Annotated in this window: 17 protein-coding genes; 11 read left to right on the top strand and 6 right to left on the bottom strand. The window is 69.7% G+C overall.

Annotated elements, in window-relative coordinates; translation table 11 throughout:
- Window positions 1-388: 388 nt before the first annotated feature.
- Window positions 389-3,190, top strand: coding sequence for a pullulanase-type alpha-1,6-glucosidase (gene pulA / locus EL266_RS02065; RefSeq protein ID WP_026427282.1), 2,802 nt, complete (start codon window positions 389-391; stop codon window positions 3,188-3,190).
- A gap of 105 nt (window positions 3,191-3,295) precedes the next feature.
- Here the strand turns inward: pulA and EL266_RS02060 are convergent, their stop codons facing one another.
- The gene (locus EL266_RS02060; protein ID WP_026427281.1) at window positions 3,296-4,072 is read right to left on the bottom strand and encodes a response regulator transcription factor; all 777 of its coding nucleotides are present in this window, start codon (window positions 4,070-4,072) and stop codon (window positions 3,296-3,298) included.
- 1 nt (window position 4,073) lies between these two features.
- Window positions 4,074-5,567 (bottom strand): sensor histidine kinase, encoded by a 1,494-nt coding sequence (locus EL266_RS02055; protein ID WP_051281288.1) that lies wholly within the window; start codon window positions 5,565-5,567, stop codon window positions 4,074-4,076.
- Between the two features lie 194 nt (window positions 5,568-5,761).
- Between EL266_RS02055 and EL266_RS02050 the strand changes: the two genes are divergently transcribed.
- Genes EL266_RS02050 through EL266_RS02040 form a run of 3 tightly spaced genes read left to right on the top strand, consistent with a single transcriptional unit; the run spans window position 5,762 to window position 8,696 of the window.
- The gene (locus EL266_RS02050) at window positions 5,762-6,910 is read left to right on the top strand and encodes an ABC transporter ATP-binding protein (protein WP_026427280.1); all 1,149 of its coding nucleotides are present in this window, start codon (window positions 5,762-5,764) and stop codon (window positions 6,908-6,910) included.
- Window positions 6,910-7,809 (top strand): ABC transporter permease, encoded by a 900-nt coding sequence (locus tag EL266_RS02045; protein ID WP_126412071.1) that lies wholly within the window; start codon window positions 6,910-6,912, stop codon window positions 7,807-7,809. The genes EL266_RS02050 and EL266_RS02045 overlap by 1 nt, the downstream gene beginning before the upstream one ends.
- Before the next feature lie 5 nt (window positions 7,810-7,814).
- Window positions 7,815-8,696: an ABC transporter permease gene (locus EL266_RS02040; protein ID WP_026427278.1), complete on the top strand. Its 882-nt coding sequence runs from the start codon at window positions 7,815-7,817 to the stop codon at window positions 8,694-8,696.
- A 226-nt stretch (window positions 8,697-8,922) separates the two neighbouring features.
- Here EL266_RS02040 and EL266_RS02035 read toward each other — a convergent pair whose 3' ends face one another.
- Both EL266_RS02035 and EL266_RS02030 read right to left on the bottom strand, forming a co-directional pair.
- Entirely contained in the window at window positions 8,923-9,492 is a 570-nt protein-coding gene (locus tag EL266_RS02035) for a DUF4242 domain-containing protein (RefSeq protein WP_232012085.1), read from the bottom strand.
- A gap of 119 nt (window positions 9,493-9,611) precedes the next feature.
- On the bottom strand, window positions 9,612-10,628 hold the full coding sequence (locus EL266_RS02030) for a hypothetical protein (RefSeq protein WP_026427276.1): 1,017 nt from the start codon (window positions 10,626-10,628) through the stop codon (window positions 9,612-9,614).
- 377 nt (window positions 10,629-11,005) lie between these two features.
- On the opposite strand from EL266_RS02030, the gene EL266_RS02025 reads away from it, so the two are divergent.
- The 6 genes from EL266_RS02025 to EL266_RS02000 all read left to right on the top strand — a co-directional run bounded on the left by EL266_RS02025 (window position 11,006) and on the right by EL266_RS02000 (window position 16,560).
- Window positions 11,006-11,662, top strand: coding sequence for a TetR/AcrR family transcriptional regulator (locus EL266_RS02025; protein WP_126412069.1), 657 nt, complete (start codon window positions 11,006-11,008; stop codon window positions 11,660-11,662).
- The gene (locus tag EL266_RS02020; RefSeq protein ID WP_026427275.1) at window positions 11,659-12,600 is read left to right on the top strand and encodes an ABC transporter ATP-binding protein; all 942 of its coding nucleotides are present in this window, start codon (window positions 11,659-11,661) and stop codon (window positions 12,598-12,600) included. The genes EL266_RS02025 and EL266_RS02020 overlap by 4 nt, the downstream gene beginning before the upstream one ends.
- Window positions 12,597-14,282: a hypothetical protein gene (locus EL266_RS02015; protein WP_026427274.1), complete on the top strand. Its 1,686-nt coding sequence runs from the start codon at window positions 12,597-12,599 to the stop codon at window positions 14,280-14,282. Before EL266_RS02020 ends, EL266_RS02015 begins: the two co-directional genes overlap by 4 nt.
- Before the next feature lie 331 nt (window positions 14,283-14,613).
- On the top strand, window positions 14,614-14,901 hold the full coding sequence (locus EL266_RS02010; RefSeq protein WP_034515049.1) for a hypothetical protein: 288 nt from the start codon (window positions 14,614-14,616) through the stop codon (window positions 14,899-14,901).
- Window positions 14,902-14,906: 5 nt separating this feature from the next.
- Window positions 14,907-15,737: an AAA family ATPase gene (locus EL266_RS02005; RefSeq protein WP_051281286.1), complete on the top strand. Its 831-nt coding sequence runs from the start codon at window positions 14,907-14,909 to the stop codon at window positions 15,735-15,737.
- Between the two features lie 640 nt (window positions 15,738-16,377).
- Window positions 16,378-16,560 carry a PDDEXK family nuclease gene (locus tag EL266_RS02000; protein ID WP_197719260.1) on the top strand — a complete coding sequence of 61 codons (183 nt, stop codon included), beginning with the start codon at window positions 16,378-16,380 and terminating at the stop codon, window positions 16,558-16,560.
- Between the two features lie 106 nt (window positions 16,561-16,666).
- On the opposite strand, the gene EL266_RS01995 is transcribed toward EL266_RS02000, so the two are convergent.
- Together EL266_RS01995 and EL266_RS01990 are read right to left on the bottom strand one after the other, a co-directional pair.
- Window positions 16,667-17,119, bottom strand: a complete 453-nt coding sequence (locus tag EL266_RS01995) for a zinc transporter (protein WP_126412067.1) — start codon at window positions 17,117-17,119, stop codon at window positions 16,667-16,669.
- Window positions 17,120-17,520: 401 nt separating this feature from the next.
- Window positions 17,521-18,105 (bottom strand): DUF6318 family protein, encoded by a 585-nt coding sequence (locus tag EL266_RS01990; protein WP_126412065.1) that lies wholly within the window; start codon window positions 18,103-18,105, stop codon window positions 17,521-17,523.
- Window positions 18,106-18,919: 814 nt separating this feature from the next.
- On the opposite strand from EL266_RS01990, the gene EL266_RS01985 reads away from it, so the two are divergent.
- Window positions 18,920-19,555: a sugar O-acetyltransferase gene (locus tag EL266_RS01985; RefSeq protein WP_026428180.1), complete on the top strand. Its 636-nt coding sequence runs from the start codon at window positions 18,920-18,922 to the stop codon at window positions 19,553-19,555.
- Window positions 19,556-20,147: the final 592 nt, after the last annotated feature.

Below are 20,147 nucleotides of genomic sequence, written 5' to 3'. Positions count from 1 at the left end.
CTATCGTTCAATTAATGCGCTGATCGCTCGGTGGTGGGCTCGCCCCCTTCGCGATCGATTTAGGTTAGCCTCATCTCATCTCCATGACAAGCGAGGACTCTCTCTTCGTTGGGCGTCGACGGCGGCGAGCTGTCGCGAGCGCCCCCAGAACCTGCTCCGACCTGCCTTGAGGGCACTGAGGGCCCACGTTGTCCGTCCTGAACAACTTTTAGCCTCGCCGCCGCTGAGTTGCCGTAGGTAACTATGGGCTGACCTGCGGTTATCCTAAAGGGGTTGTTGGCGTCCGGCGTTAAAGTTGTTCAGGACGGACAGATCGCCAGGGGTAGCGCCATCGGCGCGGAGCGGGGAGGATGGCAGGTGGCAGCGCGGTCGAGCCGGGAGGGGAGCCATGGCCTTCACGTACACGATGACCCGCACGATCGACAACGCAATGGCCGACCCGCCAGTGGCAGGCTCGGGGGAGCAGCGCGCCTACTGGATCAAGCCCGATCTTCTGGCCTGGCCCCTGTCCCTGCTGCCCATTGGCATGGGTCGCGAGGACGTCGTCGATGAGGCCGGAGCCCCCACGGGCGCCGGCGGGCTGACCCTGGCCCTGGTCACCGCCTCCCAGGGGGGCGCTGCTGTCATCGACGGCGCCCTTCTCGGCGCCGACGACCTGCCGGCCCCCGTCCTGACTCCCCTGAGCATCACCGGGAACCTGCCCGACCACGTCCTGTCCGCACGCCCCAACCTGGAGGGCTTCATCGCCCTGCGCCCCGCGGCCCCCCTCGACGAGGCGGTCGTGCGCCAGGCCCTGACCGGCCAGATCGCCGTCCTCCAGTACGTCGACGGCCCGACCCGCAGCATCGACGCCTACACCGGCGTCCAACTCGCCCCGCTCCTGGACTGCCTGTACGCCTCGACCCGCGCAGAGCTCGGCGTCTCCTTCACCGACGGCGCCCCCCGCTTCGCCCTGTGGGCCCCCACGGCGCGCCGCGTCACCCTCCTGACCTGGCAGACCGGGGAGGCCACGGGCAGCCTCCCCCTGGTCGAGGGCGGGGCGACTCGCACCCCGGCCGTCCCCAGCACCGATGGACGCTGGTGCGTGGCCAATGCGCGGGGCGATATCACCGCGGGCTGCCAGTACCTGTGGGAGGTGGAGGTCTATGTCCCGGCCACCGGCCGGATCGAGACCAACCTCGTCACCGACCCCTACTCGGTGGCCCTGACCGTTGACTCCGAGCGCTCCGTGGCCGTTGACCTGGGGGACCCCGCCCTGGCCCCCTCCGTATGGGCGACGCCTTCCCCGCGCGTGCCCAACAACGCCTCCCGCAGCATCTACGAGCTCCATCTGCGCGACTTCTCCGCCATGGACTCCTCCGTGCCCGCCGAGCTGCGCGGCACCTATCGGGCCTTCACCGTGGCCGACTCCCACGGGATGCGCCACTTGGCAGAGCTGGCCGAGGCGGGCCTGAGCACCGTCCACCTCCTGCCCACCTTCGACATCGCCACCATCCCCGAGCGCCGATCCGACCAGCTCAGCGCGGTCATCCCCGAGGCCGGCCCCGCCTCCGCCGACCAGCAGGCGGCCATTGCGGAAGTGGCCCACCGGGACGCCTACAACTGGGGCTACGACCCCTGGCACTGGATGGCCCCCGAGGGCTCCTACGCCACCGAGGGCCATCAGGACGGCGGCGGGCGCATCATCGAGTTCCGCGAGATGGTCGGCTCGCTGCACGCCGTCGGGCTGCAGGTGGTCCTCGATCAGGTCTACAACCACACTGCCGCCCACGGCCAGGATCCCCTCAGCGTCCTGGACCGGGTGGTGCCCGGCTACTACCACCGGCTCGACGCCGTGGGCCGGGTCATGAACTCCACCTGCTGCTCCAATATCGCCACCGAGAACGCGATGAGCGAGCGCCTCATGATCGACTCGGTGGTGTGGTGGGCCCGCCAGTACCGGGTCGATGGCTTCCGCTTCGACCTCATGGGCCACCATTCGCGCCCCACGATGGAGAAGGTGCGCGCCGCCCTGGACGCCCTGACCGTCCAGGACGATGGCGTCGACGGCTCCTCCCTCTACCTCTACGGCGAGGGCTGGAACTTCGGGGAGGTCGCCTCCAACGCCCTGTTCATCCAGGCCACCCAGGGCCAGTTGGACGGCACTGGCATCGGCGCCTTCAACGACCGCCTGCGCGACGCCGTTCACGGGGGCGGTCCCTTCGATCAGGATCATCGCGCCTACCAGGGCTTCGGGACGGGCCTGCTGACCCAGCCGGGCGGGCTGGACCCGCGCTCCCGCCACGATCAGGCCGCCGACCTGGCCCACCGCACCGACCTCGTGCGCCTGGGCATGGTCGGCAACCTGCGCGACTACCTGCTGCTCTGCGCTGACGGGAGGATGCGCCGTGGCGGCGAGATGGGCTACAACGGGTCGGCGGCCGGCTTTGCCTCGGCCCCGCAGGAGAACGTCAACTATGTTGACGCCCACGACAACGAGACGCTTTTCGACCTGCTGACCTACAAGCTGCCGCGGGGACTGCCGATGCCGGATCGGGTGCGCATGAACACGGTGTGCCTGGCCACGGTGGCACTGGGGCAGTCCCCGTCATTCTGGGCGGCGGGCGCCGAGCTGCTGCGCAGCAAGTCCCTGGACCGTGACTCCTACGATTCGGGTGACCATTTCAATGCCATCGACTTCACGGGGCAGGGCAATGGCTTTGGTCGCGGGCTGCCCCCGGCCTTCCGCAATGAGAGGACCTGGTGGGCGCAGGGCCCGCTCCTGGAGGACTCCTCGCTGAGGCCCGGGCCGCAGGACATCGCCGCGGCCAAGGCGCAGGCGCTGGATCTGCTGCGCCTGCGGGCGTCCTCGCCCCTGCTGTGGCTGGGGGACGCTGGTCTGATCGTGGACAAGGTGCGCTTCCCGGGCGCCGGCCTGGGGGCGCCGGCCGGCTTCATCGCCATGCTCATCGACGACACCCTGGGGCGGGATATCGATCCCGACCTGGACGGGCTGCTCGTCGTCATCAACGCCTCGGGGACGTGGGTGAGCCAGACCCTTGCCGAGCTGGCGGGCCGCGAGTTCCGGCTCTCTTCCATTCAAGAGCGGGGGGCCGACGACGTCGTGCGCGAGTCGGTCTTCGATCCCGGCTCTGGTGCGGTGGGCGTGCCGGCCCGTACGGTCGCGGTCTTCACCGAGGCGAGCCGGTGACCGGTGCGGCGGTGACACCCCGACCCACCAGCGCCCAACCGGGTGGTGCAGCCGCCGGCTGACGACGGCGAGCCGGGCTCGCTCGGGATGCTGCCCAGGAGGCCGTCACGATCCGGTGAGGACCTCGGTGAGGTCGACGGCGCCGGCCCGCAGGGCCAGGAGGACCAGCTGGACCCGGTCACGGCTGCCGGTCTTGGACAGCAGGTGGCTGACATGCGTCTTGACCGTGGCCATGGACAGCCACTCGCGGTCGCAGATCTCCTGATTGGTCAGTCCCAGGGCGATGAGCACCAGGATCTCGCGCTCGCGCTCGGTCAGGGGCTCCAGCGCCCGCCGGGCAGCCGCCTGCTCGGGAGTGGGCTCGACGGCGCCTCCCGCCGATGCCGCTGGCGGGACAGTCGCCGATACTGCGGGTCCGCTGGGCTCATCGGGCCCACCGGGCGCGTCGGGCCTGCCGAGCCCTCCGGAGCGCACCGCCGTCAGCAGGCGGCGCGTGGGCCCTGGTGAGATCACCGAGTCCCCCGCGTGAACGGTGCGCACCGCCTCGATGAGCTCCTGGGGAGGGGTGTTCTTCAGCAGGAAGCCCGCCGCCCCGGCCTCGATGGCGCCCAGGACATAGCCGTCGGTGTCGAAGGTGGTGAGGATGACCACCCGGCAGTCATCGCCGCGGGCCACGATCTCGCGAGTGGTGGACAGGCCGTCGAGGCCCGGCATCTGGATGTCCAGGAGCAGGATGTCCACGGGGTCGGCGCTGAGGCGGCGCAGGGCGTCGTGGCCGTCAACGGACTGCCAGACCGTCTCCATATCCGGTTGCGCGCCCAGCAGCATTGCCAGGCCCGCGGCGAAAAGAGGCTCGTCATCCGTCAGTCCCAGGCGGATCATGTCAGGCTCCGGCGTGCGCGGTGGTCGGGGCGGCCAGGCTCGCGGCGGGGCCGCCGGGCGGGCAGCCGGCGCCAGGCGAGTGCGCTGCGGTGGGCCCGCCGGGGGCGGGGGCCAGGGGCAGGGTGGCGCGCATGAGCCAGCCGCCGTCGGGCTCGGGGCCCGCGACCAGGCCCCCGCCGGCGGCCTCAACCCGCTCGCGCATGGCCACCAGGCCGAATCCCCGGCGCGCGGGACTCGCCGTGGCGGATGGGGTGCGCGAGGCCGGTGCCCCGTTGACCACGGACAGCTCAGCCAGGCCGTCCCGGGCGGTGAGCTCGACGCGCACGGCCGCGCCAGGGGCATGGCGCAGCGCATTGGTCAGCGCCTCCTGGACCGCGCGCAGAAGAACGATGTCAACCAGGTCAGGAATGTCCTCGGCGATGGCCAGGTGCAGGTCCACCCGCTGGCCGGCCCGCCGGGCGCGGCGCACGAGTGCCTCCACGGAGTCCTGACCGGCCTCGGGAGCCGCGTGCGGCGATGCGGCATTCCCCGGAGAATCCCCCTCAGACCCGTGCCGCGGCGCTGCCAGAGGGTGGCCTGGCACCGCCGCGACATCGGCAGCGGGCTGATCGGCCACCGGCCGCGCATCGGCAGCAAGCCCGGCACCGCGTACTAGGCCACCGGCCGTGGTGGGCGCCCCCTGGCCGGGGGCGTCGGCCCGCAGCACATCGACGAGGACGCGCACCTCGTCCACGGAGCGCCGGGCCGTGTCACCGATGACGGCCAGGGCGTCGTCGGCCGCCTGAGCATCGACGGCCAGGACGGCGCGCGCCCCCTCGGCCTGCATGCCGATCACGCTCAGACTGTGCCCCAGGAGGTCGTGAACGTCGCGGGCGATGCGCTGGCGCTCCTCAACCACGGCCAGGCGACGCTCGGTGGCCTGCTGCGCCTCCAGCACTGCCGCCCGCTCCAGGGCCTGCTCCACCCGGTTGCGCCCGTACCTGCGCCACGCGCCGGTGAAGGCTGCCACGGCCATCACCAGCCAGGAGACGGACACCAGGATGAACGAGCGAAGCGGCACCTCGGGCCCCACCAGCTCGACCATCCGCACCGAGGCCGCCGCCGTCCCCAGCGCCGCGGCCCCCAGCATCACCCACCGCCATGGCGGATCGAGGCGCGACTGCGTCGTCTCGACCGCGACCAGCGTGGCGGCCACCGCCAGGAGGGACAACTGGCTGAACGCCGCCAGGTGGCCCATCATCGCCAGCCCGATCGCGATGACCGCCGCCAGCGGTGCCACCCGCCGCCCCGCTATCGCCAGCGCGCACACCACCAGCAGGCCGATGTAGATGGCCCGGGCCGCCTGCGGATCCAGGGATGCCACCGGATCCGGGGAGTTGAGCGCGGAGAGGTAGACCACGAGGACCGCGGCGATGAGGTCGAGCGCACCGGGGCGGCGCCGGGCCCGCATCGGTGCGGGCCCGACCTGACCGTCGATCTGCTGGGTGCCTGCCATGGCCGCAACGGTAGGCCGCCGGGGCCCGATCGGGCGTCATGCCGGGGTATGAGGGCACAGCCTCCCCGCCCAGCGCTCTTCCGACAGGCTCTCGCGCCCCTCATACCCCGGTGTGAGGAGGCGGCCTCCAGCCGCGCCTCATGAGCAGACCGCGGGCTGATGTGCTGGTGCGCACCGGCCGGGAGCCTTGAGCCATGAGCACCTCACACGCACTCCTCACCAGCGGGCCGACGCCGTTCGCACCCTCCGCACCACCGTCATCACCAGCGCCTCTCACTGGGCTCAGGTCCGCCGGGCCGGTGCCAGCGCCCGCCCGCTCCCGCGCGGCCGGCATCCCGCCCGCCGACGACGTCGTCCTGGCCACCCGGGGCCTGACCAAGAGCTTCGGGAGGCGCACTGTGGTGGCCGATCTCGACCTGGTCGTGCCGCGAGGCGCGGTCTACGGCTTCCTGGGCCCCAATGGTTCGGGCAAGTCCACCACCATGAAGATGCTGCTCGGCCTCCTGGCGCCCTCGCGCGGGGAGATGAGCGTCTTCGGCCAGCCCTTCACCGCGGCCACCCGCGCCGGGATCATGGCCCGCACCGGATCCCTCATCGAGAGCCCGCCCGGATACGGCCACCTCACCGGGGCTGAGAACATGAGGATCGTGGCCCGCATGCTGGGCCTGAGTCAGGCCCAGGTGGACCGGGCCCTGGCCCTGGTGCGCCTGAGCGAGCACAAGGACCGGCTCGTGCGCACATACTCCCTGGGCATGAAGCAGCGCCTCGGGGTGGCCATCGCCCTGGCGCGCGAGCCCGAGCTCCTCATCCTGGACGAGCCCACCAACGGACTGGACCCGGCCGGCATCGAGGAGGTGCGCCGCCTTCTGGTGGATCTGGCCGGGGAGGGGGTCACGGTCATGGTCTCCAGCCACCTCCTCGACGAGATCGACCGCATGGCCTCCATCCTGGGCATCCTCTCCGCGGGGCGGATGGTCTTCCAGGGCACGCGCGCCCAGCTCATGGAGCGCTCGGTGCCCGACGTCCTGGTGGTCACCCCGGCGGCGCGCGCCGTCGCGGACCCTCGGATCCTGGCGGGGCTGATTCCCGACGCCGCTCTGGCCGGGCCGGCTGCGCCGGCGGGGCCAGCGGGGCCTGAGGGGCCGGCTGGGCCGGCAGCGCAGCCCGGAGCCCCGGTGCTCACCCGCGAGGGCGTGCGCATCCCGGGCCTGAGCGCCGACGCCGTCGCCGAGCTCATCCGCCGTCTGACCGCCGCCGGGGTGCCCCTGCACGAGGTGCGCCGGGAGAACCAGAGCCTGGAGGATGTCTTCATGGACCTCACCGGCCGGGGAGGTGCGCTGTGATGGCATCGAGCGCATTCCCGGCGGCTCCTGCCCCCGCGGCAGACTTCGCAGCCCCTGCGGCACCGGCGGCCTCCCAGCGCCCCGCCGCGCCGGCTCATGCTGGGCTCGGCGCCCGCCGTCGGGGGTCGATGAGCCCGGCCTGCGCCGTCGGCATTGAGATCGCCAAGATGAGGCGGCTGCGAACCCTGCCGGTGACTCTCGCCTTCGTGGCCGCCACCATCGCGATGGGCAGCATGAGCCTGTTCTCAGAATCCGGGAGGGCCGACCTCAGCGATCCGGCGGCGATGCCCTGGGCGAGCCTTCTGCTCAACCTGGGCCTCGTCAGCGCGCTGACCGGGCCGATCCTCATGTCCGTGCTGGCCAGCAGGCAGACCGACATCGAGCACTCCGGATCCGGGTGGAACCTCGCCTCGACCTTGGGACTGACCCCGGGGGCGCTGTGCCGCGTCAAGCTCGCCGCGCTCAGCGCGGTGATCATCCCGGCGATCCTCCTCCAGGTCGCGGGACTGATGGCCGTGGCCCGCCTCATGGGACTGTCCGTGCCCATGGACGTGGCGCCGTGGGCGGCCTACACCCTGCTGCTCATCGCCGTGAACATCGCCGTCTGCTCCTTCCACATCTGGCTCGCCGCGGTGGTGGACAACCAGATCGTCGTGGTGGGGGTGGGGCTGCTGGGCAGCTTCATCAGCCTGTACATGCTGCTGGCGCCAGGGTGGCTCGCGCGCCTTGTGCCCTGGGGCTACTACGCCGTGATCACTCCGGCGAAGGTCACCTACGACGGTCAGACCGCTGCCTTCACCTACATCGAGATGCCCTGGGGGTGGGCCGTGGGCTTCCTGGCCCTGGCGGGCCTTGCCTTCGCCGCCCTGACCCGCCGACTTGACCGGATCGAGAGGTGATCCCCATGACTGCTCCTGCGACCTTTACCGCTCCCGTCGCGCCAATGCCCGCGCGCGCCTCCGCTGTGAGCACCGCTGGGCCGGGCACCGCCGGCCCCCCGGCGGCGCCGGACCGTCCGGCCGGGCACCGCGCAGACTTCCTCCTGCTGCTGGGCGCGGAGGCCGTCAAGCTCCGGCGCTCGGCCGTGTGGGTGGTGGTCCTCCTCCTGCCGCTTATGGCCGTGGTGACCGGCACCGTCAACTACGCGGCCAACCAGGGCGTGCTGTCAGCGGGATGGGTGTCGATGTCCTCCCAGGTGACCCTGTTCTACTCGATGATCTTCTTCTCCATGGGGGTCTCCCTCCTGGCCTCGACCGTGTGGCGGGTGGAGCATCGCGGCTCGAGCTGGAATGCCATGCGCGCGACGCCGCACAGCCCGGCGGCCGTGGTCCTGGCCAAGACCCTCATCATCCTGGTGCCGACGGCGGCCATGCAGGCCGCCCTGGTGGCGATGACCTGGGTGGCGGGCATGGCTCTGGGCCTGGGGCCGATCCTGCCCGCGAGCCTCCCGGTCTCCGTGGCGCTGGCGATGCTCGCGGCGATGCCGCTGGTTGCGCTCCAGTCCCTGCTGAGCATGCTCATGCGATCCTTCGCCGCCCCGGTGGCGCTGTGCTTCGGCGGCTGCGTGGCGGGTTTCGGGATGCTGGCCGCGGGATCCCCACTGGTCTACGCCATCCCCCAGGGCCTGGTGTCGCGCTGCCTGTCCCTGGGGTCCTCGGCCCTCAGCGATGCCGGGGGCCTGAGCGGCAGCGACGTGGCGCCGGTTCTGGTGGCTGCCGGCCTGCTGGGAGGACTCGCCTGGGGACTGCTGGCCGCCGTGGCGCACCGCACCGGACGGGCGCGCTGAGGACCCTGGCGCAGGGTGTTGAGCCCCGGAACGGCACTGGGCCCACCAGCGCATGCGCGCGGGTGGGCCCAGTCGGGTGGGTGCGGTGGCCCGGTGCCGCGTCGACGCGGCCAGATCGGCTAACCCAGCCAGTTCAACCACTCAGTGCGTCAGGTCGCTCGGCCAGGTGGCCAGGTGGCCGAGCGACCCGTGGCGAACGCGCCGGCGGCCCAGGGCCAGCCGATTCTCAGTCGGCCAGCTTGTGCAGGCGGTCGATCGGGGTGGAGACCACCTCGCGGGCGCGCACCACGGTCTCCTCGTCGGGGGCGTCGTAGAAGCACAGGCACTTGACGGTGTCCTCGCGCACGTAGGTGCGCAGGAAACTGACCTCGGGGACCTGGGCGTACTTGGGAGAGTTCGCCTTCTTGCGGGTCAGGTAGGTCTCCATATCGATCTCGGCGGGAATATCCCACTCCACCAGGTAGTCGGCCGAGGCGCTCAGACCGCGGATGTCCTCGATCTCGGCGCCCACGAGGCGCACCTCGTCGGGGCCGGTGATCTCGGCGGCGCCGGCGGACTCCAGGCCCTGGCGGACAGCGGTCTCCAGGGCGGCGGGATCGCCGTCGTGCTCGACGACGGTGAAGACCCGCCCGTTGCCCGTGGTGACCTGCGACTCCAGGACCGCGGCGGAGGCGGAGGCAGCGGCCTCGACGACGGCGGTGATGATGGCCTGGGCGGCCGAGCGCTCGTGGGTGGAGGGGACGATCTCGAAGAGGTAGAGGGCCATAGGTGTGGTCTCCTTGAAACTGACGGACATGACCCGATTTATCCTGACAGCCCCCAGCCGCCCTGCCAAGGGGGCCTCGTATGTCGGACGCCCTGGCAGGGCAGCTGGGCGGTTGGGCGGCTGGGCAGGCGCTCGTCAGCCGATCGTCGTCAGCCGACGGTGAAGAGGATCCGCGTCGTGCGATGCGACGTCTTTCCTGTGATGACCAGGGCGTGGCGCCCGGGCGAGATGTCCGCGGGCAGGGTGGCGCTCAGTGTGAAGGGGTCGTCGGTCTCAATAAATGTATTTGCCCCCATGTCTTCCTGCCCGCCGATGCGGGTTGCCGAGTCATCCAGGGTGATGTCCACGGCCTCTCCACTCAAGAGGCCCGTTCCCGAGATGGTCAGGTCCTGGCCGGCCTTGAGAGAGGTGGCACCGCCCTCGATGGAGGCGTGGACGGGTACCTTGGCCGAGCAGGCGTCGGCGACCTCCTGGGGGTAGGTGAACGTGGCGTCGGCGCGCGTGTCACGGCCGTCGAGATTGACGCTGCCGTTGACCAGGACCTCGAAGTAGATGTCGTCGTTTCCGAAACTGGTGCTGGGCGCGCCCGTGATGGTCCAGGTGATGACGGTGGTGCCATCGGCCTGGGTGTCCCAGATGGTGCTCTGCAGCTCACTCTTGTCATCCCAGGTCCGGAGCTCGAAGGTGTAGGCGCCGGTGGTGGTCACCGGCACTGAGACCGTGCACCCGTCTCGGGTGATCTCCCCGATGGAGGCGCCGATGTTCTCGGGCGGGGGCGGCAGGACCCGGATCGACATGGGGGCGTAGGTGATCGTCTTGCTAGTTGAGGTGCAGGAGACGTCGTAGGTGTAGGTGCCCGGAGTCGTAGGGGCCTTGACGCTCTCCATCCATGACTCTCCGCCCTGGGCGGTGGCCACGGTGGTTCCGTCGAGGGCGATGATGACCTTGTCGGTACCGCTGCAGGTGCCCCACTGGTCGCTGAACGTGATGGTGCCTCCCACGGCGATGACGGTGGTATCGACGGTGACCGTGGGTGCGTCAGTCGCCTCGGCGGCGGGTGTCTCGGCTGGGGGTGTCTCGGCTGCGGCGGGGGCGGCGCCGATGAGCGCCAGGAGGACCGCTGCGATGCCGGCGATGAGTGTGCGTGTTCGGGTAGCGGGTGTCATTCCAAGCTCCTTCAGCCATTGAATGAGGAAGGGAACAAGAGCCGGTGGTGAACACGAACGATCATACGGATGAAAGAGCGTGGAACGATAGGTTTTTGGTGAATTTATCAGACCATTCTCATGGTTTGTTCGGCACTGATCCGGCTGTTGGGCGGGGGGTGTTGGGTGCGCCGCTGCGCGATGCGCCGGGAATGTGGGCTTGCGTCAGGCGCCCCTGCGTCAGGGGCGGTGGGATGACGCGAATCGGCGCCTGTGACGTAAAGGCGCGCCGTCGGGGCCGCCCGCCGCCGGCTTCCTTCGGGAGTGGGTGCAGGTGTGGACGATGCAGCTGAGGGGGCCAGTTGCGCCACATTGAACGTTCGTATAGCATACTGGTCATGCGTACAGTACCGCCGTTGGGACTCACCGCGGCCTCCAGGATTCTCAATGCCGCCATGCTCCGCTTCGCCAAGGAGGGGTTCGGGGCGGGGCTGCGGGCCATCGCCGCCGATGCGGGGGTGACCGCCGGGCTGATCACCCATCACTTCGGCTCCAAGGAGGGGCTGCGCCAGGCCTGCGACGCCGAGGTCCTGCGACTGACCGTCGAGGTCAAGACCAACTCCTCGGCCCTGGGCGGGCCGGTCGACCTGTTGAGCCAGATGGCCCGCACTGAGCAGTACGTGCCCGCCACGGCCTATGCGATGCGCGCCCTGAGCGACGGCGGGCCCCTGGCCAAGCAGTTGCTGGACTCCTTCGTCGCCGACGCCGTGGAGTACATGGCGCAGGCGGTTGATGACGGCTACATCAGCGCCACCACCGATGAGGAGGCGCGCTCCCGCTACCTCATGTACTCCGGATTCGGCGCACTCCTGCTCTTCGCCCGCTACGAGGCCAGCGACCCCACCGATATCGAGGCCGTCACCCACGAATTCATGGAGCGCTACGGGCCCGTCACCGCAGAGCTCTACACCCAGCCCCTGTTCACCGACACCCAGGCCTTCGCCGCCTATCTCCAGGCGGCGAGCAACAGCGCTCCGCGCAAGGAGGACTCATGACAGCCGACTGCCACCCCATCATCGACATCACGGGCCTGACCAAGACCTTCGGGCGCGGGCGCCGTGCCGCCCGCGCACTGGACGGCCTGGATATGAGCGTTGCCGCCGGTGAGGTCGCCGGATTCCTGGGCCCCAACGGGGCGGGCAAGACCACCACGCTGCGCATCCTGCTGGGCATGCTGCGGGCCGACGGCGGGACCGCCCGGCTCTTCGGCTCCGACCCCTGGCAGGGGGTCGGCCTGCGCGAGCGACTGGCCTACGTCCCCGGGGATGTGGCGCTGTGGCCGGGGCTGACCGGTGCGCAGACGCTGGAGGCACTGGCCTCGCTGCGCCGTCGGCCCGCCTCCGAGGCCCAGGAGGTGGCCGCGCGCCGGGCCGAGCTCATCGAGCGCTTCGACCTCGACCCCTCCAAGAGGGTCAGGGCCTACTCCAAGGGCAACCGGCAGAAGGTCGCCCTCATCGCCGCGCTGAGCGAGCCCGTCGAGCTGCTCGTCCTGGACGAGCCCACCTCCGGACTCGACCCGCTCATGGAGGAGGTGTTCACCCAGTGCGTGGCCGAGGCCGCCGCCAGGGGGACGGCCGTCCTGCTCTCCAGCCACATCCTCTCGGAGGTCGAGAGGCTGTGCAGCACCGTGACCATCGTGCGGGCCGGGCGCACCGTGGAGCAGGGATCCCTGGAGCAGATCCGCGGAATGCTGCGCACCCGCGTGCGCGCCGTCGTCGAATCCGATCCCGAATCGCTGCGTGAGCAAGAGGGGATACACGAGCTGAGCGCGACCGAGGCCGAGCGGGCCTGGGAGGTGGCCTTCACGGTGGAGGCCGAGCGCACCCCGACGGCGATGAGCGCCCTGACGGCCCTGGGCGTGCGCAGCCTGACGGCCAGTCCGCCCAGCCTCGACGAGCTCTTCCTGCGCCACTACGAGGGGGATGAGTCATGAGCCCGCTGACCGCACTGGTTCTCCGTCGCGAGCGCCGCGGCATCCTGGGGTGGGCCCTGGGAGGTGGGGCGCTGGCCCTCTACTCCTCGGCCATGCTCGCCGTCATGTTCTCCACGGCCGCGGAGAGGCAGTCCATGGTGCAGGGCCTTGGCACGCCCGCCGCCGTGGTCTTCACCGGGCCCGGCTTCGGGCTGGATGCCGCCGATCCCTCCCCCGGGGCGCTGTACGCGGCCCAGACCCTGTCCTGGCTGGGGATCGTGGCCGCCATGATGGGCGTGCTCATGGCGGTGGCGCGCACCCGCGGCGATGAGGAGTCCGGCCCCGGCGAGCTGCTGCGGGCGGCGCCGGTCGCCCGCATGGCCGGGGCGCGTGCCGCACTGGCCTGCGTCACCGCCTGCGCCCTGGTCATGGGGGCGCTGACGGTTGTGGGAGCCGTGGCCGGAGGCCTGGAGGTGGCCGGATCGCTCGCCGTGGGACTCGGCCTGGCGCTGGTGGCGCTTATCGGAGGCGGGGTCGGCCTGGTGCTGGGGGCGGTGGCGCCGTCGGCCCGGGCGGCCCGCGGGACGGGCCTGCTGGTGGTGCTGACCTGGTTCCTACTGCGAGGAATGGGGGACGCCGGTGATGCGTCCTGGCTGTCCTGGCTCAGCCCGATCGGCCTGCTGCAGCAGAGCCGGGCGTATGTGGAGCTGCGCTGGGAGCCGCTGGCGCTGCTGGCCGGCGCCGGGGCGGTCCTGGCGGTCGTCGGCCTGGCGCTGCACGCCCGGCGCGAGCTGGGAGAGGGGCTGGTGGCCGGCGGCGCTGGGAGGGACCGGGGCCGCGGACCCGCAGGGGTTGGCGCCCTGGCGGCGCGCACCAGCGCGGCTGCCCGGCGGTGGTGGCTGGTCGGGGGCCTGGCCTTCGGCGGGGTCTATGGCGCCTTCGCTCCCACGATCGAGAGCTCCTTCCAGGAGATGCTGCAGGACAACCCGGCGGCGCAGGCCTTCTTCGGCGAGGAACTGGGGGTGGCGTCCTACCTGGCGCTGATCGTCGGGTACGGCGGAATGGTGGCGGCCGCCGGTGCGATCGCCCTGGCCGCAGGGGCCGTGGGCGAGGAGGAGCGCGGCGCGGCGGCCACCGTGCTGTCGGGGCCGGTGTCCCGACGGCGATGGATGGCGGGCCGGGCGCTGGTGGTCCTGCGCGGCGCCGTGGGCATCATGATCGGGGCCGGAGTGGGGCTGGTGGGCGCGGCGGTGCCGGCACTGATCGCGGCTGATTCGCCGGCGGTGCGTCAGCCCGAGGTGCTGGCCCTGGGGGTGCTGGCGGGGCTGGTGGCCCAGGTGCCGGTGGCCCTGGCTGCTGGGGCGCTGGTGCTGGCCGTGCATGCGGCCAGGCCCAGGCTGGCCCGGCCCGTGGGGTGGGGCGCGTTCACGGCGGCTGTGACGCTTCAGGTGATGGGGCCGGCGGTGATGGCCCCGCAGTGGCTGCTCAATCTCTCGCCCTTCGCGCATGCGCCCATGCTGCCGCTGCCCAGCGCGGGCACGGATGCCGCGGGGGCGGATGCTGCCGGGGCTGCGGGGACGCTCTGGGAGCAGGTGGTCGGGCCCGTGGAGGACTGGGCGGGGCCGGGTGCGTGCCTGGTAGTCGCAGCGTTGCTCATGGTGGTGGCGCTGGCGGCAGTGGAGCGGCGGGACCTGGAGGGGTGAGGCGCGGGGCGTCAGCTGACTATGTCCGGGTCAGCGGGATTGCCCGAACGGAAGGTCAGATGTGCTCTTGTCGCAAAAAAATTGCGACAGATGCGATCCAGCCCGCGGGTGAGGAGGTTTCTCATGCTTCGCTACTTGTCAGTGTCCAACTGGAAGTCGGTCTACGAGCAGGTTGAACTCTCCTTGGTGGCGACCAATGAGCGTCGGCACGGGGACCGCCTTGCCCAGGTGGGACGCTCGAGAGTGCTTCCGGTGGCTGCTGTGTACGGTGCGAACGCGGCAGGGAAATCAGTGCTCGTGGCAGGCCTCAAAGTCCTGCAGGAGATCGTGGTTGGAGCGCGCGCCCAAGGATGTCCTTCCCGTGGTGCCGCACATGCTTCACGGGGTGGACGAGCCCACGACCTTCGGGGTGGAGTTCGTGGTTGCCGCTCCTGGTGACACCCCCGGGCGGCGACGCGACTGGGTGTTCTACTACGAGATTACCGCGGATCGGCGGCAGATCCTTTCGGAGACGCTCGTCCGGGTGCGGGGCAGGGATGAGGAGGTGCTCTTCGAGCGTGGGCACGAGACGTGGAGCTCTTCGGTGATTGTGCGGGGAATCGAGCCGCGGAGGCATTGAAGTCGGTGATCGCCCCCAACCGGACGTTCCTTGGTGAACTGGGGGCGGTTGACAGCGCTCCCGGGACGGTGGCTCGAGCATGGGACTGGTTCTCCGAGCAGCTGCGGATCATCGATCCGCGCTCCGAGTATGTCATGCTGCCTGCCAGGATCGCTGAGGACGAGCTCTTCGCCGATGCAATGAATCATGGCTTGACGACGGCCGATACCGGCATCGTGCGGATCGAGCTTGAGGAGGTCTCAGCATCCTCTGTGCTGCCTCCTGGGGCTGTGGACGGCATCAAGGAGCGTCTGGCCGCGGAGGGGGGCACGTTCGTCCTGACCGGGCAGTTGGGGCAGTACGGGCTGGTGTCCTTGACCGAGGATGGCGCTCTGCGGGCGCAGCGACTGGTGATGGTGCATCAGGGCGAGCTGGGCCCGGATGGCACACCAACCGAAGCCTTCAGCCTGCCATTGGAGGAGGAATCGGATGGCACGGCGCGCTTCATGCATCTGTTGCCCATGCTGTTCCAACTCGTTGAGGGCTCGTCTCGAGGAGTGTTCGTGGTCGATGAGCTGGAGAACTCCATGCATCCTCTGCTGACGCAGGAGTTGATTCGATCGTTCCTGGATGGGCTTGGCAAGGAGGATCGCAGGCAACTGGTATTCACCACTCATGAGATCCAGATCATGCGGGCGGGACTGCTGCGCCGAGATGAGCTTTGGCTGGCGGACAAGAAGGCCGGGCGGACTCGGCTGAGCCGTGTCTCGGAGTTCACGCGGGAGGGAGTGCGCAAGGACGCTGACCTCCTGGGTTTCTACGCCTCCGGGCGCCTTGGCGGCGTACCGCGACTGTGAGGCCTGACGATGAGCCGGAGGCGCAAGACGAGACCACGTCAGAATCGAGGAGTTGGGAGACAGGGATTCAGGCCACTTAAGTCCCGAGTAGTGTTCTGTGTGGAGGGGGCCTCCGAGAGAGCTTATCTTCAAGGCCTTATTGAGCACAGATATGACGATGTGATTGTGCCGGTGTTCTGGGGCGGAAAGGGTAAGTCCTCGCTGCGGAACTTGGTTGAAGAAGTGCGGCGCCGGAGTAGGACTGAGGACTGCGGCAAGAGTGTATGGATAGTCTGCGACACCAATCAGAACCAGGTGCATAAGCCAATGGTTGAGGCATGGTTGAAGGATGATCCTGATCTGCACCACACTAAGGGACGCACCCGAACCCGACTACGGCGCAGAGTCTGATGTCTGGCGCCCATGCCAGGTCTGACCGGAGCGCCGAAGGATCGCGCCAGCAGCTGACGCGTCGGGTGCGCTTCGGTAACCGATTCCCGCACAGAGACGGAGGATGTGAGGATTGCCTGCCTGCGCGGCTGCTCTGCAAAGGTCGCGGATGAGATGGTAGACGGCGGGCTGGTGTTGATTGTCTCGATCTCATGCTGGTCTATGGCCTCGTTGTGGTGGGCGCGAGCAAGACGTCCCGTGAAGGCTCATAGTGGAGTGCTGGCTGCCCAAGCTTCGCAGGAATGCCGAGCGCGACCGGGAGACCACGGCCATGCTCCAGGAGGAGAGCTGGCGGGTCCTGCGCATCTGGGAGCACACGGACCCAGCGGAGGCTGTCGAGTTGATCCTGGCGGCGATCGAGGACTCGGTGCAGCGGCGCCCGGGGTCTCGGTAGGTCTGGGGTGGGCGTGTCTCCGCATCGGGTGAACGCAGATGGGCACGATCCGCTCGCGCGCCTGGGACTCGATATGGGGCAGGCGGGAGCAAGCGCGGCACTGGGCTCAATGCTCTCGTTGTTCTTCGGCGTCGTCGGTGAGGTAGGTGATGGTGCGCACCACGTCGTAGGCGGTGGTGGTCTCGGTGGTGGTCAGGGTCCCGGGGATGGGGCGCCAGGCGCTGGCACCGGCGGGCTGGTAGCGGGCCCTCCAGGTCGTGGTCAGCGTGGTGTGGATCTGGGTATGCGTGGTGGTGTAGTCATGCCACACGGTGTGATCGGGCCAGGCCGCCCCCGGATCAGTGGTCGACAAGTACACCCCGTCGCCGAAGTCCCACAGGTAGGAGATCGGCGTGGTCTCGATGGTCACCGCCCGACCCAGGATCTGGGCGGTGTAGGTGCGGGTCGCGGAACTGGTGTAGACGATGAAGGGCTTGGTCGACAGCACCTGGGGGCCCGGGGGCTGACGGGTGATGCCCGACCCGCTCAGGGACAGGGCCGCCAGATCATGAACACTCACCACCACGCGCCCACCCCCACCCGGGGCAGCCTGAGCCGGGGCAGGGGCCGGGCCGGTGGCACGGGCCAGTAGCTCACCGAGCCTGCACGCATCAGCACCCGCGCCCCTGTCATCACAGGAGGACTGCTGAGTCTCCACCACCACAGCCCCACCCCCATCCGAAGGCCCAGAACCCGACTCAGCCGACGGAGCCGAAGCAGCAGGCTCCTCATACACCACCGACTCCTCACCAGTAATGGTGATCTCGTCGCCGCTTCCATCGACGGACATCATGTCGTTTGATTCCTCGGCCGATGCCCGCGGGAAGATAGGCGCCCCTGGCAAGAATGCAACTCCGAGAAACGCCCAGGCGGTAAGAGCTAGAATGAAGGGATAGCGAACGGCGCGACGGTTAAGGTGATTCATTTGGTATTCCCTCCGCCAACGGTCCAGCGCTCGCCATTCCACCTCATGGAAAGATGCAGTACGGTGACCGGCTTGGCGTCGTAAGACTTAGTGGTACCGTCTCCATTGTGCTGCAATCCCGCGGGCTGATCGATAGTCACCTCGACAGCCGCATAATCATAGCCCTCATTCTGCACATAGATGGTCGTATCTGTGATCGTCATTTCCCAGGGGTCGACCCAGCCGCCCTTGGCATGCAGGGTTTCGACCTGGTCGATGACGGCTTGGCAGTATTTGCAGCCTTCTTCGCTCATGGCTTTCCACTCGGTCAGGTCGCCGGTGGCGTAGACGTAGGGGAAAAGCGCGGCGAAGTACTCGGCGGCGGCGCCTCGGCCCTCGGGAGTGTTGTAGGTCGCCAGCTCAGGCATCACCGGCGCCGCAGTGGCCAAAGCCTCCTGCTTAAGCCCCCACTCCTCCACACTCAGCCCCTCAGCAGCAGCACTGGCACTGACCACCGCCGCAGCACTGGCCGCAGCACTGGCGCTGGCACTGGCCGCCGCAGACCGCTGCGCATCCCACGTCGCCTGCTGACTGGCCATCATCTCCGCATGCGAGGCCCCACCCGAGCACCCCGCCACCACCAGCACCAAGGCAGCCACGGCCACAGCACCCGCCAGACCCGGCAGGCCAGCCCGACCAGCACCACGCTCGCCAGGGCGACCAGCACACGCACCAACAACCGACCCAGCAACCCGCACACCCATGAGCGGCCACCCTCCATGCGATCCGAACCAGCACGGGCCTCACCCTCGAGACCAACACCAACACTACCCAAACCACCCCCACCAACGTCAAGACCCAAACCATCCCAACTGCCCGCGACCCTGCTCTGGAGGGTTGGGCTTGCGCGCCCTGGGTTGCCGGGATGACCTCGCGCTCGTCTTGGCGGCGCACGCGTCAGACTCACGAGCGCCGAGTTGCCCGGCGCGAAGGGCAATCGGGCCAGGATTCTCCTGCAGTCAGGCCCACGTGCTCCGGGTTGCGCGGGCGTCACCACCGCTGTGGTGGCTGGCTGCCCGGTCAGGCCCACGTGCGTCGAGCCGCCCAGGCGAGGGCGTCAGCGGTGGTGGTGCTGGAGACGTCAGGCTTGCGTGCGCCGGGTTGCACGGACCACGAACTCCAGGACGCCATCGTCCGGAAAGCCAGGCCCGCATGCGCCGGCCCGCCTGCCGCTCTCGCTAAGCCCGCCCCGGGCTTCCGCGGTCAGGCCCGCATGCGCCGGACTGCCCGGGCCGCGAGCTGGTCCGGGATAGCAGCGCCTGCCAGTCTCGCGCCCCACCAGCACCCACCTGGGAAAACGACCGCGTGGTAGCGTCTCACCCAGCCCGTCCCATCCAAGGAGTCACTGTGGACATCATGGACAATCCCTACGTCTTCGACGATGCCGAAACCCGCCGTCGGCTCAACACCGGTGAGCTCTACACAGACTTCGGCCCCGGTCTGGAAGACCTCGAGGAGGAGCGCAACCGCGGCAAGGAGCTGGTGGAGCGCTACAACGCCACCTCCATCCGAAACCCCGAGCAGCGCGCCGCCATCGCCGCCGAGCTCTTCGCCTCCTTCGGCTCCTCCTGGCTGGAGACTCCGATCTACTGCGCCTACGGCTCCCATACGACCATCGGCGACCACTGCTGGTTCAACACCGGCACCACCCTCATCGACGACGCAGAGATCCGCATCGGCAACGGCGTCCTCTTCGGCCCCCACGTCACCCTGGCCACGGCCGGGCACCCCCTCGATCCCGAGCTGCGGCTGACCGGCGCCCAGTTCTCGGCCGTCATCACCATCGAGGACGGCGCCTGGCTCGGAGCCAATGTCACGGTCCTGCCCGGCGTCACCATCGGCGAGGGCGCGGTTGTCGCGGCCGGTGCCGTCGTCGGCGCCCATGTCCCGCCCCGCACCGTGGTGGCCGGGGTCCCCGCCCGCATCGTCCGTGCCATCATCCCCGATGACCGTGAGGGCTTCCGCCCACCGCGCACCCTGGGTCAGGACTGACCACCCGCCGAATCGCGGTCGCTCGACGGCGCTCTCTCGCGCCTGCGCTGATCGCCGACGTGCCTGGGCGTCGAGAACGGGCTTGTGCCTCATCTCCTGCGCCCGCCCCAGACGGATACGCCCAGGTGCGTGGTCCAGGTCCGTGGGTGGGGGGCTCCTCGTAGTCCGGGCTCAGAATCATCCGGGTGTTCAGCCAGGTCCGTGGGTGGGGGAGCTCCTACAGCCCCGCAGTGAGGCGGACGACAAGGCGTAGTCCAGGTCCGTGGGTGGGGGAGTCGATGCCTTCCTTCTGGCTCAAGGATTTGCAGGCCCCGGGGCTGAATGAAGATGCTCGCCGGCACCGGGAACTCGCGTCTCCACGGTCCCGCAGACTCTGGGCTCGGGCCCGGTGCGCACCACTTCTGAGCGCCTCCGGGCCGCAAGGGCGCCTGCCCGGCAGGTCGGCTCAGCAGGTGGGGGCTGGTCGTGCACATTCATTCATGAGTCACCTCAGTGCGCATGTCCGGGAATCCGCATGATTCCGCGGATCCGTCTCCCGCGCCTCCAGGGCCGCGCCATGATGAATGTGCATGAGCGTCGCCGATGCACATTC

The sequence above is a fragment of the Actinomyces slackii genome (assembly GCF_900637295.1).
In the GTDB taxonomy this organism is placed as follows: Bacteria; Actinomycetota; Actinomycetes; order Actinomycetales; family Actinomycetaceae; genus Actinomyces; species Actinomyces slackii.
Note: the sequence above shows the minus strand (reverse complement) of the source record. Positions and strands in the feature narration are given on the sequence as shown.

Excerpts from the sequence above, each read along its gene's own strand:
- EL266_RS02055 (WP_051281288.1), bottom strand. The coding sequence starts at position 5,567 with ATGGCAGGCACCCAGCAGATCGACGGTCAGGTCGGGCCCGCACCGATG.
- EL266_RS02030 (WP_026427276.1), bottom strand. The coding sequence starts at position 10,628 with ATGACACCCGCTACCCGAACACGCACACTCATCGCCGGCATCGCAGCG.
- EL266_RS02060 (WP_026427281.1), bottom strand. The coding sequence starts at position 4,072 with ATGATCCGCCTGGGACTGACGGATGACGAGCCTCTTTTCGCCGCGGGC.
- EL266_RS02015 (WP_026427274.1), top strand. The coding sequence starts at position 12,597 with ATGAGCCCGCTGACCGCACTGGTTCTCCGTCGCGAGCGCCGCGGCATC.
- EL266_RS02050 (WP_026427280.1), top strand. The coding sequence starts at position 5,762 with ATGAGCACCTCACACGCACTCCTCACCAGCGGGCCGACGCCGTTCGCA.
- pulA (WP_026427282.1), top strand. The coding sequence starts at position 389 with ATGGCCTTCACGTACACGATGACCCGCACGATCGACAACGCAATGGCC.
- EL266_RS02025 (WP_126412069.1), top strand. The coding sequence starts at position 11,006 with ATGCGTACAGTACCGCCGTTGGGACTCACCGCGGCCTCCAGGATTCTC.
- EL266_RS02040 (WP_026427278.1), top strand. The coding sequence starts at position 7,815 with ATGACTGCTCCTGCGACCTTTACCGCTCCCGTCGCGCCAATGCCCGCG.
- EL266_RS02035 (WP_232012085.1), bottom strand. The coding sequence starts at position 9,492 with ATGTCCGTCAGTTTCAAGGAGACCACACCTATGGCCCTCTACCTCTTC.
- EL266_RS02020 (WP_026427275.1), top strand. The coding sequence starts at position 11,659 with ATGACAGCCGACTGCCACCCCATCATCGACATCACGGGCCTGACCAAG.
- EL266_RS02045 (WP_126412071.1), top strand. The coding sequence starts at position 6,910 with ATGGCATCGAGCGCATTCCCGGCGGCTCCTGCCCCCGCGGCAGACTTC.
- EL266_RS01985 (WP_026428180.1), top strand. The coding sequence starts at position 18,920 with ATGGACAATCCCTACGTCTTCGACGATGCCGAAACCCGCCGTCGGCTC.
- EL266_RS01990 (WP_126412065.1), bottom strand. The coding sequence starts at position 18,105 with ATGATGGCCAGTCAGCAGGCGACGTGGGATGCGCAGCGGTCTGCGGCG.